The organism is Geodermatophilus sp. SYSU D00705, assembly GCF_054050135.1.
In genome coordinates this window covers 26,263-41,628 of sequence record NZ_JBJGYT010000027.1, presented here as the reverse complement: position 1 = coordinate 41,628, position 15,366 = coordinate 26,263, and the positions used below count along the sequence as shown (strand labels likewise).

Below are 15,366 nucleotides of genomic sequence, written 5' to 3'. Positions count from 1 at the left end.
CGAGATCCGTGTGATCCGGCTCTGTCGACACGCCGGGCCCGGGAGGGTGTTTGTAGGGCCCGTGGCGGCCCATCTAACTTCGTCCGCGTCGACCCAGTTGACATAACTATAAGGCTTTACTTGAGGATGAGGGTCGAGGTCGGGAGCCCCACATGACACCTCCGCACAACTACCTCGCGGTCATCAAGGTCGTCGGCATCGGCGGCGGCGGGGTGAACGCGGTCAACCGCATGATCGAAGTCGGCCTCAAGGGGGTCGAGTTCATCGCCATCAACACCGACGCCCAGGCGCTGTTGATGAGCGACGCGGACGTCAAGCTCGACGTCGGTCGCGAGCTGACCCGTGGGCTCGGCGCCGGCGCGCAGCCCGACGTCGGCCGGCAGGCCGCCGAGGACCACCGCGAGGAGATCGAAGAGGTGCTCAAGGGCGCCGACATGGTCTTCGTCACCGCGGGGGAGGGCGGCGGTACGGGCACCGGCGGTGCGCCCGTGGTCGCCTCCATCGCCCGCAAGCTCGGTGCGCTCACCATCGGCGTGGTCACCCGCCCGTTCTCCTTCGAGGGCAAGCGGCGCGCGGTGCAGGCCGAGTCGGGCATCGAGGAGCTGCGCAACGAGTGCGACACGCTCATCGTCATCCCCAACGACCGGCTGCTGCAGCTCGGCGACCGGAACGTCAGCGTCATGGACGCCTTCCGCACCGCCGACCAGGTGCTGCTCTCCGGTGTCCAGGGCATCACGGACCTGATCACCACGCCCGGCCTGATCAACCTGGACTTCGCCGACGTCAAGTCGGTCATGTCCGGCGCCGGGTCCGCGCTCATGGGCATCGGCAGCGCGCGCGGCGACAACCGCGCCCTGCTCGCGGCCGAGCAGGCCATCGCCAGCCCGCTGCTGGAGGCCTCGATGGAGGGCGCCCACGGCGTCCTGCTGTCGATCTCCGGCGGCTCGGACCTCGGCCTGTTCGAGATCAACGAGGCCGCCTCGCTGGTGTCCGACGCGGCGCACGCCGACGCGAACATCATCTTCGGTGCGGTCATCGACGACGCCCTCGGCGACGAGGTGCGGGTGACCGTCATCGCCGCCGGGTTCGACGGCGGCAAGCCCAGCGGTCGCAAGGACGCCGGTGTCGCCTCCGTGCCCGCCGCCGCCCCGGTGGCGCCGCCCGTGGCCTCGCGGATGCCCGTGCACCCGCAGCCGGTGACCGCCGTCTCGCCGGCGCCCACCGGTGAGCGGCTGGTCGGCTCGGCCCCGCAGGTCCCCCAGGCCCAGCCGGCGCCGCTGCCCTCGACCTCGCAGCTGCCCTCCCGCCCCGCGGCCGGTGGGGGCATCACCGTGCCCCCGCTGCCCCCGGTGCCGGGTGCGGGCGGCGCGGGCCGCCGCCCGCTGTCGAACGAGGACTTCGAGGAGGAGCTCGACATCCCGGAGTTCCTCCGCCAGTAGAAGGACCCCCGTGCCCCCCACCGCTCGCACGCTCGCGGCGGGCCCCTGCACGGGGGCCGCGCCGTGAGCTCAGAGACGGCCGCCCCTCCGGCGGTGCGACCCCGCCGGGTCGTCACCGACCGGAGGGGCGGCCGGTCCCGTGCTCCCTACGACTCGTTCAACCTGGGCGGGCACGTGGGTGACGACCCCGCGGACGTCGCGGCCAACCGGGAGCGCCTGGCGCGGGAGCTCGGCGTGGACGCCGACCACCTCGTCTGGATGGACCAGGTGCACGGCGCGGGTGTCGCCGTGGTCGACGGCCCCGTCGACGGACCGCTACCGGCCACGGACGCGCTCGTCACCCGCACGCCCGGCCTGGTGCTGTGCGTGCTGGTCGCCGACTGTGTCCCGGTGCTGCTGGCCGACTCCCGCGCCGGCGTGGTCGCCGCCGTCCACGCCGGCCGGGAGGGCGTCCGGCAGGGCGTCGTGCCGGCCGCCCTGGCCGCCATGACCGGGCTCGGGGCCCGCGCCGCCGACGTCACCGCGCTGCTGGGGCCCGCCGTCTGCGGCGCCTGCTACGAGGTGCCGCGGGCCATGCAGGCCGAGGTCGCCCGGATCGCCCCGTCGGCCGCCGTCCGGACCCGCAGGGGGACCCCGGGGCTGGACCTGCGGGCCGCGCTGGCGGAGCTGCTCCGTGGCGCCGGCGTCGGCCAGGTGGTCCACGACCCGCGGTGCACCGCCGAGGACCGCTTCCTCTTCTCCCACCGGCGCGACGGCGTCACCGGGCGGCAGGCGGGCGTCACCTGGCTCGGGTGAGCGCTGGGAGGATCGCCCCCGTGACCACCCCCGCCGACCGCCTCCGGGCCGTGCGTGCGCGGGTCGCCACGGCGGCCCGTGCCGCCGGCCGCGACCCGGCCGAGGTGCGTCTCCTCGCGGTGAGCAAGACGTGGCCCGCCGCCGCGGTCCGGGAGCTCGCCGCGCTCGGCCAGGCCGACTTCGGCGAGAACCGCGCCCAGGAGCTGACCGGCAAGGCCGCCGAGCTCGCCGACCTGCCGCTGCAGTGGCACATGGTCGGCCAGCTGCAGCGCAACAAGGCCGCGGCGGTGGCCCGGCTGGGCGCGGTGGTGCACTCGGTCGACCGGCTCCCGCTCGTCCGCACGCTGGCGCGGGCGGGGGTGGAGCTGGGCCGGCCGGTCGAGGTCTTCCTGCAGGTGGACCTCGGCGGGCCCGAGGGCGAGCTCGCCGCCCGGGGAGGTGCGGCGCCCGACGACGTCCCGGCCCTGGCCGACGCCGTCGCCGCGGAGGAGGGCGTCGTGCTGCGCGGCCTCATGGCGGTGGCCCCGCGGGACAGTGACCCGGCGCCGGCGTTCGCGCGGCTCGCGGCGCTGGCCGAGCGGGTGCGGGTCGACCATCCGGGGGCGCGGGAGATCTCCGCCGGGATGAGCGCCGACCTGGAGGAGGCCATCGCGGCCGGCAGCACGCTCGTGCGTGTCGGAACCGCGCTCTTCGGGGAGCGGCCCCTACCCTCCCGGGAGGACGAGTCACACCAGTCACACGGGTCCCACCAGCCCGGGTGAGGGACGCGCGCAACGAGGACGACACCAGAGGGGGAGGGCTGATGGCCGGGACCATGCGGAAGATGGGCATCTACCTCGGGCTCGTCGAGGACGACGACGCCCGGGCCTACGGCCGGTACGACGCCCGCCAGGCGGACTACGACCGGCACGACGACCGGCGGAGCGACGAGCGGCACCTCGAGGACCGCCGCTACAGCCGGTACGCCGAGGACGCCTACGACGACCACTACGGCGACGACGGCAACCGGTACGCCGACGACGGCAACCGGTACGCCGACGCGGACTACCGCGCCGACGACCACTTCGCCGACCTCGAGGCCGACCTGCCGGCCCCCGACCCCGAGCCCCTGGCGCTGCCCCGGCGCAGCGGCGTCAACCGCAGCGCCGGCCTCTCCCCGGCCGCCTCGGCGCCCGCTGCCCGGCTCGGTGGCCCGGTCGGCGGTGGGCTCTCGTCCACCGTCGGCGGGTCGACCGCCTCCGGCGCGGCGGGGCTCGCCGTCCGGGAGCCGGTCGCGGCCGTGCCCGAGCCCGCCCCCGCTCCGGCCCCTGCCCCCGCGCCGCAGCCCTACCGGATCACCACGCTGCACCCGAAGACCTACAACGAGGCCCGTCAGATCGGCGAGGCCTTCCGCGACGGCAGTCCGGTCATCATGAACCTCACCGAACTCGACCACGCCGACGCGCGACGGCTCGTCGACTTCGCTGCGGGACTCATCTTCGGGCTGCGCGGTAGCATCGAGCCCGTCACGAACAAGGTGTTCCTGCTCAGCCCGAGGGACGTCGACGTGACGGCCGAGGACAAGGCTCGGATCCGCGAGGGCGGGTTCGTCGACCAGTCCTGAGGCCGACGCCCACGACTGGACCGGCACGCGGAGTGCCCCGAACGAACGAGGACCGTGGCTCTCTTCTGGCAGATCGTCTCATCGGTGCTGCTCGTCTTCCTCGTCCTGCTCTTCGCCCGGTTCGTCGTCGACTGGGTCATGGTGCTGGCCCGCAGCTGGCGGCCGTCCGGGCTGGTGGCAGCGGGCCTCGAGGTCGTCTACGCCACCACCGATCCCCCGCTCAAGGCGGTCCGGAAGGTCATCCCGCCCTTGAACCTCGGCACCATCCGGTTGGACCTCGGGTTTATGGTGCTGTTGATTGCCGTGTACATCCTGCGTGGCATCACGACCTCACTCGCCGCCACCGCGTGATCCCTGAACCCACCGGGGAGAGGAACGCACGGAGGGCGGGTGCGGTCCGCCGTCGCTCGTCCGAGAACGTCCCTGTTCCCGCTGTCCGACCCGAGGTGACCCGATGCCATTGACGCCTGCCGACGTGCACAACGTCGTGTTCAAGAAGCCGCCGATCGGCAAGCGTGGCTACGACGAGGACGAGGTGGACGCGTTCCTCGACGTGGTCGAGGCCGAGCTCGCGCGGCTGATCGAGGAGAACAACGAGCTCCGCTCCGGCTCAGCCACCGGCCGGACGCCCCGCCAGGAGGCCCCGGAGCCGCCGGCCGCCGCCGTCGCGCCGCCGCCCCCGCCGGTCGCCGCCCCGCGCGAGGACGACAGCGCCCGTGCCTCCCGGATGCTGGCGCTGGCCACCGAGACGGCCGACCGGTACGTCAACGAGGCCAAGGCCCAGGCCGACCAGATGGTCGTCACCGCCAAGACCAACAGCGAGCGCATGGTCGCCGAGGCCCGGGCCAAGAGCGAGCAGATGGTCAGCGAGGCGAAGATGCGCGCCGACTCGATGGTCGGCGACGCCCGCACGCGGGCGGACACGATGGAGCGCGAGGCCCGCGCCAAGGCCGCCGCCCTCGACCAGGACGCCGAGCGCCGGCACACCGAGGTCATGGGGACCCTCGAAGAGAAGAAGAGCAGCCTCGAGCGCAAGATCGAGGAGCTGCGGACCTTCGAGCGCGAGTACCGCACCCGCCTGCGGTCCTACCTCGAGTCGCACCTGCGCGACCTGGACAGCCGCGGCTCGGCCGAGCCGGCGTCCAACAGCCGGCAGACCCAGCACGCCAGCGCCTGACGGCCGCAGGAAGGGCCCCCGGACGACGTCCGGGGGCCCTTCGCCGTCCCTGCCCTGCTGCGTCCGGGGGCGGCGCTGCGGCGGCCCCGGCTAGAGTCGGTCCGTGATCTTGGCGGCGGGCCTGCTGGTGCTGATCGGCCTCGGGACGTTCGTCGCTGGGGTCGTCACAGGCACCACGGCCCTCTACTGGGTCTGCGTCGTCGCCTGCGCCCTGGCCGCGGCCCTGCTGGTGCTCCGGCGCGTGGGCACGTCGCGGGGCGTCGACGTCCCGGCCGCCGCGTCTGCTCCCGCGCGGAGTCCCGCGTCCGGCGGGCACCGGGCCGTCGGCGGCGCCGGGTCGGGGTCGGGGGAGCAGCGCGCGGTGCGCGGGCTGGCCCCGGGCGGGCACCGTGCCGCGGACGGCGTCGGGCGGCCGGTGGAGGACGAGCGGCGAGCGCAGGAGGAGCCCGCCGTCCACGAGGCGCGCGAGGACGTCCCTGCCTGGGAGCCGGTGGACGACGATCCCCCCACGGGAGCGCACGCGGCCGTCCCCGGTGCTGTCCGGGACCCCACGCCCGACGGTGAGCCCGCCGAGGAGGACGTCGAGGTGACCGACCTGCTGCTGGTCGTCGACCTCGCCGACGAGGTGCTCGTGGTCGACGAGCACCCCCGCTACCACGCGGCCGGCTGTGTGCACCTGAGTGGGCGGACGGCGATCCCGCTGCCGATGGTCGAGGCCCGCGCCGACGGGTTCACCCCGTGCGGCGCCTGCCGGCCGGTGCGGAAGCTGGCCGAGGTCGAGCGCTCGCGGCGCCGGGCCGCCCGCGGGTACTGACCCCGCGGGCGACCCCGAGGCTCAGTCGCCGGCCCGCGCCACCCAGAAGCGGGAACCGGCCGGGCCCTCCACGCCGTCACCCTGACCGGCCGTGCCGGTGTGCACCCGGACGGCGAGCACCTCGTCGGCCACCTGGGCGCCCTGCTCGGTCAGCGCCTGGCCCATCTGGGCGCCGGCGGGGGAGTCGTCGACGGTCCACCACAGCTCGATGCGGTCGCTGACGGCCAGGCCGCTGCCCTTGCGGGCCTCCTGGACCAGCCGGACGGCCTCGCGGACCAGGCCGGCCCGCTCCAGCTCCGGGGTGAGCTCCAGGTCGAGCGCCACGGTGAGCCCGCCGCCGCTGGCCACGGTCCAGCCTTCGCGCGGGGTCTCGGTGACCACCAGGTCGCCGTCCTCCAGGAGCACGGTCGCGCCGTCCACCTCGACGGTGGCCGTGCCGGCGCGGTAGGCGGCGACGAGGGCGGCCGCGTCGGCGGCGGCGACGGCCTTGGCGACGGCCTGCACCTGCTTGCCCAGCCGCCGGCCGACCGCCCGGAAGTCGACCTTGACGCTGACGTCGACCAGGTCACCGCCGACGGCCGAGAGGTCCATCAGCTCGGCCACGTTGAGCTCGTCGGCGACCTCGGCGACCAGCTCCCGCGGCAGCTCCGACCAGCCGGGTGCGGCCACGACCGCGCGGGCCAGCGGCTGCCGGGTGCGGACCTTGGCCGAGGTCCGGGCCGAGCGGCCCAGCTCCACGAGCCGGCGCACCAGCTCGACCTGCTCGACCAGCCGGTCGTCGCGGGCGTCGGCGTCCACCTCCGGCCAGGAGGCCAGGTGCACCGAGTCGGGCGAGTCCACCAGACCCGGCGTGACCGCCCGGCCCCACACCTCCTCGGTGACGAACGGGGTGAACGGCGCCATCAGCCGGGTGAGGACGTCGAGCACCTCGTGCAGCGTGGCCAGCGCGGCCGGGTCGCCGTCCCAGAACCGCCGGCGGGAACGGCGCACGTACCAGTTGGACACGTCGTCGACGAACTGGGCGATCAGCCGGCCCGCGCCCTGGGTGTCGAAGTCCTCCAGGGCCGTGGTGACGCCGTCGGTGACCGCGGCCAGCTCGGCCAGCGCCCAGCGGTCCAGCAGCGGCCGCTCCGCCCGCGGGGGAGCGGGCGAGGAGGCGGGGTCCCAGCCGTTGGTCTCGGCGTAGAGGGTGAAGAAGCTGGCGGTGTTCCAGTAGGTGAGCAGCACCTTCCGGACGACCTCGGACAGCGTCTCGTGGCCCACCCGCCGGGCCGACCACGGCGAGCCTCCGGCCAGCATGAACCAGCGGACGGCGTCGGCCCCGTGCCGGTCCATCAGCGGGATCGGCTCCAGGATGTTGCCCAGGTGCTTGCTCATCTTGCGGCCGTCCTCGGCGAGGATGTGGCCGAGGACCAGCACGTTCTCGTAGGAGTTCTGGTCGAACACCAGCGTGCCGACGGCCATCAGCGAGTAGAACCAGCCGCGCGTCTGGTCGATCGCCTCGCAGATGAACTGCGCCGGGTAGGCCGCCTCGAACTCCTCCTGGTTGCGGTGCGGCGCGCCCCACTGGGCGAAGGGCATGGAGCCGGAGTCGTACCAGGCGTCGATGACCTGGGGCACGCGCCGGTAGGTGCCCTCCTCGCCCGGCCGGGTGAAGGTGACCTCGTCGATGAAGGGCCGGTGCGGGTCGAGGTCGGACAGGTCGCGGCCGGTCAGCTCCGACAGCTCGGCCAGCGAGCCGACGACGAGCATCCGCGACGGGTCGGCGTCGTTGCGCCAGACCGGCAGCGGGGTGCCCCAGTACCGGTCGCGGGACAGCGCCCAGTCGACGTTGTTGCGCAGCCAGTCGCCGTAGCGGCCCCACTGGACGTGCTCGGGGTGCCAGTGCGTGCGCTCGTTCTGGGCCAGCAGCTGGTCCTTGACCACCGACGTCCGGATGTACCAGGACGGCTGGGCGTAGTACATGAGCGGCGTGTGGCAGCGCCAGCAGTGCGGGTAGCTGTGCTCGTAGCGCTGCTCCCGCCACAGGACGCCGCGCCGCTGCAGGTCGACCACCAGCTCGTCGTCCGCGGCCTTGAAGAAGCGGCCGCCGACCAGGCCCACCTCGGGCAGGAAGTGGCCGGTCGCGTCGATCGGGTTCACCACGGGCAGGCCGTAGCCGCGGCACACCGCGAGGTCGTCGGCGCCGAAGGCGGGGGACTGGTGGACCAGGCCGGTGCCGTCGTCGGTGGTCACGTAGTCGGCCAGGACGACGTAGTGGGCGTCGATCTCCTCCCCTTGGGGTCCTCGTGGGAACGCGACCAGCTCGAACGGCCGCCGGTAGTGCACCCGCTCCCAGTCCCGGCCGGTGGTGCGGGCCAGCACCTCGACGTCCTCGAGGTCGCCGAAGACGGCGCCCAGCAGCGGCTCGGCCACCACGAGGGTGTCCTCACCGCGCCGCGCGACGACGTAGGTGACGTCGGGGTGGACGGCGACCGCGGTGTTGGACGGCAGCGTCCACGGCGTCGTCGTCCACACGAGCAGGTCGGCCTTCCCCGCCCACTCGCCGCTGGTGACCGGGAGCCGCACGTAGACCGACGGGTCGGTGATCGACTCGTAGCCCTGGGCCACCTCGTGGTCGGACAGGCCGGTGCCGCAGCGGGGGCAGTAGGGGGCGACGCGGTGGTCCTCGACGAGCAGGCCCTTGTCGAACACCTGCTTGAGCGACCACCAGACGCTCTCGATGTAGGCCGGGTCCATCGTCCAGTAGGCGGTGGACATGTCGACCCAGTAGCCCATGCGGCGGGTCAGCTCGGTGAAGGCGTCGACGTGCCGCTCGACGGACTCCCGGCAGCGGGCGTTGAACTCCGCGATGCCGTAGCGCTCGATGTCGGGCTTGCCGGCGAAGCCCAGCTCCTGCTCGACGGCGATCTCCACCGGCAGGCCGTGGCAGTCCCACCCGGCGCGGCGGGGCACGTGCCAGCCCTGCATGGTCTTGAACCGGGGGAACACGTCCTTGAACGCGCGCGCCTCGATGTGGTGGGTGCCGGGGCGGCCGTTGGCGGTCGGCGGCCCCTCGTAGAAGTTCCACTGCGGCCGGCCGGCGGAGGCCTCCAGCGAGCGGGCGAAGACCTTGTCGGCCTCCCAGCGGCCCAGGATCTCCTGCTCGAGGGCGGGCAGGTCGACCTGAGGGGGCAGCGCGCGGAACGGGCCGGGAGAGCTCACGCCGTCCATTGTCCCCGAGGCGCGCCACCGCCCGTCGACGGACTGCCGGAACCGCGCCGGGAGCTCCGTACGGGAGACTGCGGAGGTGGACAGGGCCGCCCGGTGAACACGACGGTCACCGTCGCCCTGGCCCTCGGCGCCCTGATCGTGCTCGTGGCCGCCGTCGCCCTGCGCCTGGCCGACCGGCTCGGACTGCCCAGCCTGCTGATCTACCTCGCCCTCGGGGTGGCCCTGGGCGAGCGTGGGGTGGGCATCGACTTCGAGGACGTGCAGCTCACCCAGACCCTCGGCGTCGCCGCACTGCTGATCATCCTGGCCGAGGGCGGGCTGACCACCCGGTGGAACGACGTCCGGCGGGCGATCGGCCCGGGCGTGTCGCTGGCCACCGTGGGCGTGGTGGTCAGCGTCGTCGTCACCGCGGCGATCGTCGTCTGGCTGCTGGACTTCCCGTGGGGCTTCGCCCTCCTGCTGGGCGCGGTCATCAGCTCCACCGACGCCGCCGCCGTCTTCGCCGCGCTGCGCCGGCTGCCCCTGCCCCGCCGGCTGGCCGCCTCCATCGAGGCCGAGAGCGGCCTCAACGACGCGCCCGCCATCCTCCTGGTGGCGGCGCTGGCCACCTACCTCACCGACGGCGAGGCGCACGCCTGGTGGCTGGTCGGGCTGACGATCGTCGCCGAACTGGTCGGCGGCGCGGCCATCGGCGTCGCCGTCGGCATGGCCGGCGCCGAACTGCTGCGCCGGGTCGCCCTCCCGCTGGCCGGCTTCTACCCGCTGGCGACCCTCGCGCTGTGCGTGCTCGCGTTCTCCGCGGCGGCCCTGGCGCACACCTCCGGGTTCGTCGCGGTGTACCTGGCCGGCGTGGTGCTCGGCAACGCCGCCCTGCCGCACCGCTCGGCGAGCATCGGCTTCGCCGAGGGCATGGCCTCCCTGGCCCAGATCGGCCTGTTCGTCCTGCTCGGGCTGCTGGCCTCCCCGGATCGGCTGGACGACGCGCTCGTGCCGGCGCTGATCGTCGGCGGGGCGCTGCTGCTGGTGGCCCGGCCGCTGTCGGTGCTGGCCAGCCTCGTCTGGTTCCGGCTGCCCCTCGCCCAGCAGGTCTTCATCTCCTGGGCCGGCCTGCGAGGGGCGGTGCCGATCGTCCTGGCCACCTTCCCGGTCGCCGCCGGCGTCGAGGGCGCGGTCCGCATCTTCGACACCGTCTTCGTGCTCGTCGTCGTCTTCACCCTCATCCAGGGCTGGTCGCTGCCCTGGGTGGCCCGCCGGCTGCGCATCGCCGCGCCGGTCACCCCGCGGGACGTCGACGTGGAGTCCGCACCCCTCGACGAGCTGGAGGCCGACCTGCTGCAGCTCACCGTCCCGCACGGTTCCCGGCTGCACGGCGTCTACCTGCCCGAACTGCGCCTGCCCGAGGACGCCGCGGTGGTCCTCATCGTCCGCGACGGCCGGCCGTTCGTCCCCGACGCCACCACGCGGCTCATGCGCGGTGACCAGGCGCTGCTCGTGTCGGCCCGCCGCTCCCGGCCCGCCGCCGAGCAGCGGCTGCGCGCGGTCAGCCGCGCCGGACGGCTGGCCGGCTGGCGCGGCGAGACCGGTGCCCCGACCGAGGCTGACTGATCGGTCGTCCTCGGACGACGCCGCGGCCAGGTGCCCCCCGGCCGTCCCGCGCCGCCGGCCAGAGGCCCGACCACACGGCAGACGCCCCCTCGGCGGGGCCGAGGGGGCGTCTGGGGTGTGGTCGTCGGGAGCGCGAGCCGACCCGGGTCAGCCGTTGAGCTCCAGGGTCTGCATCGTCTCGGCGCGGACCTCGGCCAGCAGCGCCGGGTCGGCGGCGAGGCGGCGGCCGTAGGAGGGGATGGCCTCCTGCAGCGCCGGGCGCCAGGCGTCGATGCGGTCCGGGAAGCAGCGCTCGAGGACGGTGAGCATCGCCGAGACCGCCGTCGAGGCGCCCGGCGAGGCGCCCAGCAGGCCGGCGACGGTGCCCTCGCCGCCGACGACGAGCTCGGTGCCGAACTGGAGGACGCCGCGGCCGGTCTTCGGGTCCTGCTTGATCACCTGGACGCGCTGCCCGGCGGTGATCATGTCCCAGTCCTGCTCCTCGGCCCGGGGCACGAACGCCGTCAGGGTCCGGTGCCGGGCGCTGCGCGACTGCAGCAGCTCGCCGACCAGGTACTTGGTGAGGGCCATCTCGGTGCGGGCGACGCCGAGCATCGAGCCGAGGTTGTTCGGCTTGACGCTGAGCGGCAGGTCGAACATCGAGCCGGCCTTGAGGAACTTCGGCGAGAAGCCGGCGTAGGGGCCGAACAGCAGCGAGTGGTCGCCGTCGATCAGGCGCAGGTCCAGGTGCGGCACCGACATCGGCGGGGCGCCGACCGCGGCCTGGCCGTAGACCTTGGCCTGGTGCGCCGAGACCAGCTCGGGGGAGCGGGTGCGCAGGAACATGCCGCTGACCGGGAAGCCGCCGAAGCCGCGGATCTCGGGGATGCCGGCCTTCTGCAGCAGGGGCAGCGCGCCGCCACCGGCGCCGACGAAGACGAAGCGGGCGCGCACGGTGCGCTCGTCGCCGGAGACCGTGTCCCGGACCGTGACCGCCCAGCGGCCGTCGCCGCGCCGCCGCATGCCGGTGACCCGCTGGTTGACGTGCACGTGCACGCCGCGGTCCTCGGCGGCGGCGAACTGCAGCCGGGTGAGGGAGCCGAAGTCGACGTCGGTGCCGGCGGACGAGCGGGTCGCCGCGACCGGCTCGGCGGCGCTGCGGCCGGCCATCATCAGCGGGATCCACCCGGCCAGCTCGGCCGGGTCGTCGGTGTACTCCATGCCGGCGAACAGCGGGGACGCCGTCATCGCGGCGTACCGGTTGCGCATGTACGCGCGGCCGTTCTCACCCGACACGAAGCTGATGTGCGGGACGGGGGTGATGAACTCCTTGGGCGCCCCGGTCAGCCCCGCGCGGACCAGGTGGGACCAGAACTGCCGCGAGACCTGGAACTGCTCGTTGATGGTCTCGGCCTTGGTGACGTCGACCGAGCCGTCCTTGCCGGCGGGGGTGTAGTTCAGCTCGCAGAGGGCCGCGTGCCCCGTGCCGGCGTTGTTCCAGGCGTCAGAGCTCTCCCCGGCCACCGCTGACGAGGACTCGAAGACGGTGACGCTCCAGTCGGGGGCGACGACACCGAGCAGCGACGCGAGGGTCGCGCTCATGATGCCGCCACCCACGAGGACTACGTCGGGGTCGGTGGCTGGGGCGAGATCGGTGGACACGACGGCCTTCCGTGCTCGGGGGAGGTGCTGTACCTGTCCAGGTAACGGTCACTGAACGCCCCAACATGTCACTCGGAGTGGTGACATGTGTCGCAGGGCGTCATGAGATGGATCACACGCCGTTCGAGTTGCGCAGCCCGTGCGGGACGGCCGGGGGTCGAGGCGGCGCGGTTATCGTCGGGGGACGGCGGTGACCGGCCGCGCCAGCCACGACCGAGGAGCACCCCTGTCCGTACCCAGCGGCCCGCCGGACGACGCGGCCGGAGCGCCGGCGACGTCGGCCCGCCGTCCCCGCACCCGCCTGCTCCTCCTGCTCGCGGTGGCCGTGTTCTGCGCCGACCTCGCCAGCAAGCTGCTGGTCGTCGCCACGATCGACCGCGGCGAGAACATCCGGCTGCTCGGCGGGGCGCTCTACCTCACCCACGCCCGGAACACCGGCGCGGCATTCTCCTTCGCCGAGGGGTTCACCGTCGTCTTCACGCTGATCGCGGCGGCGGTCGCGGTCGTGATCGTGCGCACCGCCCGGCGCCTGTTCTCCACCGGCTGGGCGGTCGCCCTCGGGCTGGTGCTCGGCGGGGCCCTGGGCAACCTGGTCGACCGCGTCTTCCGCGAGCCGGGGTTCCTGCGCGGCGGCGTCGTCGACTTCGTGTCGGTGTTCGCCCCCGACGGGCAGGTCTATCCGATCTTCAACGTGGCCGACTCCGCGATCGTCTGCGGCGGCGTCCTCGGCGTCCTGCTGGCGCTGCGCGGGATCGAGTTCGACGGCTCGCGCGCCGCGGACGGCGCCGCCCGCGACGGCGGCGCCACGCAGTCCTGAGGAAGGATGGACGGCGTGAGCAGTCCCGCGGGCCAGCACCGTGCCCTCCCGGTGCCCGACGGGCTGGAGGGGCAGCGCGTGGACCAGGCGCTGTCCCGGCTCTTCGGCCTCTCCCGCGGGGCGGCCGCCGACCTCGCCGACGCCGGCGTGGTGCTGCTCGACGGGCGGGTCCGCGGCAAGGGCGACCGGGTCTCCGGCGGCAGTTGGCTGGAGGTCGAGCTGCCTCCGCCGCCCGGTGAGCCGACCGCGCCGGAGCCGGTGGCCGGTCTGACCGTCGTCCACGACGACGACGACATCGTGGTCGTGGACAAGCCCGTCGGCGTCGCCGCGCACCCCAGCCCCGGCTGGGAGGGGCCGACGGTGGTCGGCGGGCTGGCCGCGGCCGGGTACCGGATCTCGACCTCCGGCGCCGCCGAGCGGCAGGGCGTGGTGCACCGGCTGGACGCCGCCACGACCGGGCTGATGGTGGTCGCCAAGAGCGAGCGGGCCTACACCGTGCTCAAGGCGGCGTTCAAGGAGCGCACCGTGGACAAGGGCTACCACGCCCTCGTCCAGGGGCACCCCGACCCGTCGCGCGGCACCATCGACGCCCCCATCGACCGGCACCCGAAGCACGACTGGAAGTTCGCCGTCGTCCAGGGCGGGCGGCCCTCGGTCACCCACTACGAGGTGGTCGAGGCGTTCCCGGCCGCCAGCCTGGTCGACATCAAGCTGGAGACCGGCCGCACCCACCAGATCCGCGTGCACTTCTCGGCCCTGCGCCACCCCTGCGTCGGCGACACCACCTACGGCGCCGACCCGACGCTGGCCGCGCGGCTGGGGGTCGCCCGCCAGTGGCTGCACGCGGTGCACCTGGGCATCGCGCACCCGGCCGACGGGCACTGGATGGAGTTCCGCAGCCCGTACCCCGCCGACCTCGCCGGCGCGCTCGACGTCCTGCGCGCCGAGGCCTGAGGCCCCAGCGGTGCAGGGGCTCCCCGCCTCGCTGGCCGACTTCGGCCCCGCGGCGCTGTCCGCGGTCGTCGTCGCCGGCTACCTGGTCCTCGGCGAACCGGTCGTCGGCCACGTGCTGCACCGCCGGTTCGAGGGACGGCTGCGGGCCGACGGCGGCGCGCGCCGGTCGTTCTACCGGCGGCTGCTCGTCCTCGAGTGGGGGCTGGCCGTCCTGGTCCTCGTGGTGTGGCTGTCCGCGCCCGGGGTCTCCGCCGCGGGGGTCGGGCTGCGCTGGCCGCAGGAGTGGCCCGGGCCGGTGGCCGGCGCGGCCGCGCTCCTGACGCTGGCGTTCGTGGTCGTCTCCACCCGGGCGCTGCGGTCGGGCGCGCTGGCCGGGGCCGAGCAGGTGCAGCGCCGGCCGGGGGAGGGGCGGCACGCCGAGCCGTCGGTGCACGCGACGCTGGCCCTCCTGCCGCGCACCCGCGGCGAGCGACGGCTGTTCACCCTCGTCGGCGTCACCGCCGGCGTGTGCGAGGAGTGGCTCTACCGCGGGTTCTTCCTCGCCGTCGTCGCGGCGGTGACCGGCGGGCTGCCGACGCCGGTGCTGGTCGCCGTCGCCGCCCTCGCCTTCGGCCTGGCGCACGCCTACCAGGGTCTCGCCGGCGTGGTCACCACCGGCGTCCTCGGCGGGGTGCTGGCCGGCCTGTACCTGGACACCGGCTCGCTGCTGCTCCCGGTGCTGCTGCACGTCGTCATCGACCTGCGCTTCCTGCTCGTCCCGGCCGGCGCGCTGCCGGCGGTGGCCCGGTGAGGGGCGAGCCGGTGACGGCCGCGGATTGGCCGGTGGTGGTGGCGCTGCGCACCCGCGTCTTCGTCGAGGAGCAGGGCGTGCCGGCCGAGATCGAGCAGGACGAGCACGACGCCACCGCCGTGCACGCCCTCGCGCGGGACGACGACGGCCGCGTGGTGGCCACCGGGCGGCTGCTGGTCCGCGACGGGCGGGCGGTGGTCGGGCGCATGGCGGTCGACGCCGCCGTGCGCGGGCGGGGGTACGGCGCCGGCGTCCTCGCCGAGCTGCACCGGCAGGCGGTGCTCCTCGGCCTGACCGGGGTGGAGCTGCACGCCCAGGTGAGCGCCCGCGGCTTCTACGAGCGGGCCGGCTACACCGCCGTCGGCGAGGAGTACGTGGAGGCCGGGATCGTGCACGTCACGATGCGGCGGGACCTCGCCTGACGGGGCGTGACGGAGCGGTCCGACTGTGGCGAGACACCTTTCTGTCGGTCCCGCGGAGTAGACCTCCGTGGTGCGAGGATCGGGTCGGCCCCCGGC

Annotated in this window: 14 protein-coding genes; 12 read left to right on the top strand and 2 right to left on the bottom strand. The window is 74.6% G+C overall.

Annotated elements, in window-relative coordinates; all coding sequences use genetic code 11:
* Positions 1-152 precede the first annotated feature (152 nt).
* The 7 genes from ftsZ to ACI78Q_RS18210 all read left to right on the top strand — a co-directional run bounded on the left by ftsZ (position 153) and on the right by ACI78Q_RS18210 (position 5,828).
* Positions 153-1,439, top strand: a complete 1,287-nt coding sequence (ftsZ, locus tag ACI78Q_RS18240) for a cell division protein FtsZ (protein WP_456924851.1) — start codon at positions 153-155, stop codon at positions 1,437-1,439.
* 93 nt (positions 1,440-1,532) lie between these two features.
* Entirely contained in the window at positions 1,533-2,234 is a 702-nt protein-coding gene (gene pgeF, locus ACI78Q_RS18235) for a peptidoglycan editing factor PgeF (RefSeq protein WP_456924850.1), read from the top strand.
* A gap of 20 nt (positions 2,235-2,254) precedes the next feature.
* A complete protein-coding gene (locus ACI78Q_RS18230; protein ID WP_456924849.1) occupies positions 2,255-2,995 on the top strand; it encodes a YggS family pyridoxal phosphate-dependent enzyme in 741 nt (246 codons plus the stop codon).
* A gap of 41 nt (positions 2,996-3,036) precedes the next feature.
* Entirely contained in the window at positions 3,037-3,837 is an 801-nt protein-coding gene (locus ACI78Q_RS18225) for a cell division protein SepF (RefSeq protein WP_456924848.1), read from the top strand.
* 54 nt (positions 3,838-3,891) lie between these two features.
* Positions 3,892-4,188 carry a YggT family protein gene (locus tag ACI78Q_RS18220; protein ID WP_097204615.1) on the top strand — a complete coding sequence of 99 codons (297 nt, stop codon included), beginning with the start codon at positions 3,892-3,894 and terminating at the stop codon, positions 4,186-4,188.
* Positions 4,189-4,291: 103 nt separating this feature from the next.
* Positions 4,292-5,014 (top strand): DivIVA domain-containing protein, encoded by a 723-nt coding sequence (locus ACI78Q_RS18215; RefSeq protein ID WP_456924847.1) that lies wholly within the window; start codon positions 4,292-4,294, stop codon positions 5,012-5,014.
* Between the two features lie 103 nt (positions 5,015-5,117).
* Positions 5,118-5,828: a hypothetical protein gene (locus ACI78Q_RS18210; RefSeq protein WP_456924846.1), complete on the top strand. Its 711-nt coding sequence runs from the start codon at positions 5,118-5,120 to the stop codon at positions 5,826-5,828.
* A 21-nt stretch (positions 5,829-5,849) separates the two neighbouring features.
* On the opposite strand, the gene ileS is transcribed toward ACI78Q_RS18210, so the two are convergent.
* The gene (gene ileS / locus ACI78Q_RS18205) at positions 5,850-9,032 is read right to left on the bottom strand and encodes an isoleucine--tRNA ligase (RefSeq protein ID WP_456924845.1); all 3,183 of its coding nucleotides are present in this window, start codon (positions 9,030-9,032) and stop codon (positions 5,850-5,852) included.
* Positions 9,033-9,134: 102 nt separating this feature from the next.
* Here ileS and ACI78Q_RS18200 point away from each other — a divergent pair, with 102 nt between their 5' ends.
* Positions 9,135-10,646 carry a potassium/proton antiporter gene (locus tag ACI78Q_RS18200; RefSeq protein WP_456924844.1) on the top strand — a complete coding sequence of 504 codons (1,512 nt, stop codon included), beginning with the start codon at positions 9,135-9,137 and terminating at the stop codon, positions 10,644-10,646.
* Positions 10,647-10,793: 147 nt separating this feature from the next.
* Here ACI78Q_RS18200 and mqo read toward each other — a convergent pair whose 3' ends face one another.
* Complete coding sequence (gene mqo, locus ACI78Q_RS18195) at positions 10,794-12,287, bottom strand: malate dehydrogenase (quinone) (RefSeq protein ID WP_456924843.1); 1,494 nt, start codon at positions 12,285-12,287, stop codon at positions 10,794-10,796.
* A 190-nt stretch (positions 12,288-12,477) separates the two neighbouring features.
* Between mqo and lspA the strand changes: the two genes are divergently transcribed.
* Genes lspA through ACI78Q_RS18175 form a run of 4 tightly spaced genes read left to right on the top strand, consistent with a single transcriptional unit; the run spans position 12,478 to position 15,270 of the window.
* Positions 12,478-13,104, top strand: coding sequence for a signal peptidase II (lspA, locus tag ACI78Q_RS18190; protein WP_456924842.1), 627 nt, complete (start codon positions 12,478-12,480; stop codon positions 13,102-13,104).
* A 6-nt stretch (positions 13,105-13,110) separates the two neighbouring features.
* Positions 13,111-14,058, top strand: coding sequence for an RluA family pseudouridine synthase (locus tag ACI78Q_RS18185; RefSeq protein WP_456924841.1), 948 nt, complete (start codon positions 13,111-13,113; stop codon positions 14,056-14,058).
* A 10-nt stretch (positions 14,059-14,068) separates the two neighbouring features.
* A complete protein-coding gene (locus ACI78Q_RS18180) occupies positions 14,069-14,848 on the top strand; it encodes a CPBP family intramembrane glutamic endopeptidase (protein ID WP_456924840.1) in 780 nt (259 codons plus the stop codon).
* An 11-nt stretch (positions 14,849-14,859) separates the two neighbouring features.
* Complete coding sequence (locus ACI78Q_RS18175) at positions 14,860-15,270, top strand: GNAT family N-acetyltransferase (RefSeq protein ID WP_456924839.1); 411 nt, start codon at positions 14,860-14,862, stop codon at positions 15,268-15,270.
* Positions 15,271-15,366: the final 96 nt, after the last annotated feature.

What these genes read in the sequence shown, in the direction of transcription:
- ACI78Q_RS18215 (WP_456924847.1), top strand. Translation starts at nt 4,292, where the DNA reads ATGCCATTGACGCCTGCCGACGTGCACAACGTCGTGTTCAAGAAGCCG.
- ftsZ (WP_456924851.1), top strand. Translation starts at nt 153, where the DNA reads ATGACACCTCCGCACAACTACCTCGCGGTCATCAAGGTCGTCGGCATC.
- ACI78Q_RS18225 (WP_456924848.1), top strand. Translation starts at nt 3,037, where the DNA reads ATGGCCGGGACCATGCGGAAGATGGGCATCTACCTCGGGCTCGTCGAG.
- ACI78Q_RS18185 (WP_456924841.1), top strand. Translation starts at nt 13,111, where the DNA reads ATGGACGGCGTGAGCAGTCCCGCGGGCCAGCACCGTGCCCTCCCGGTG.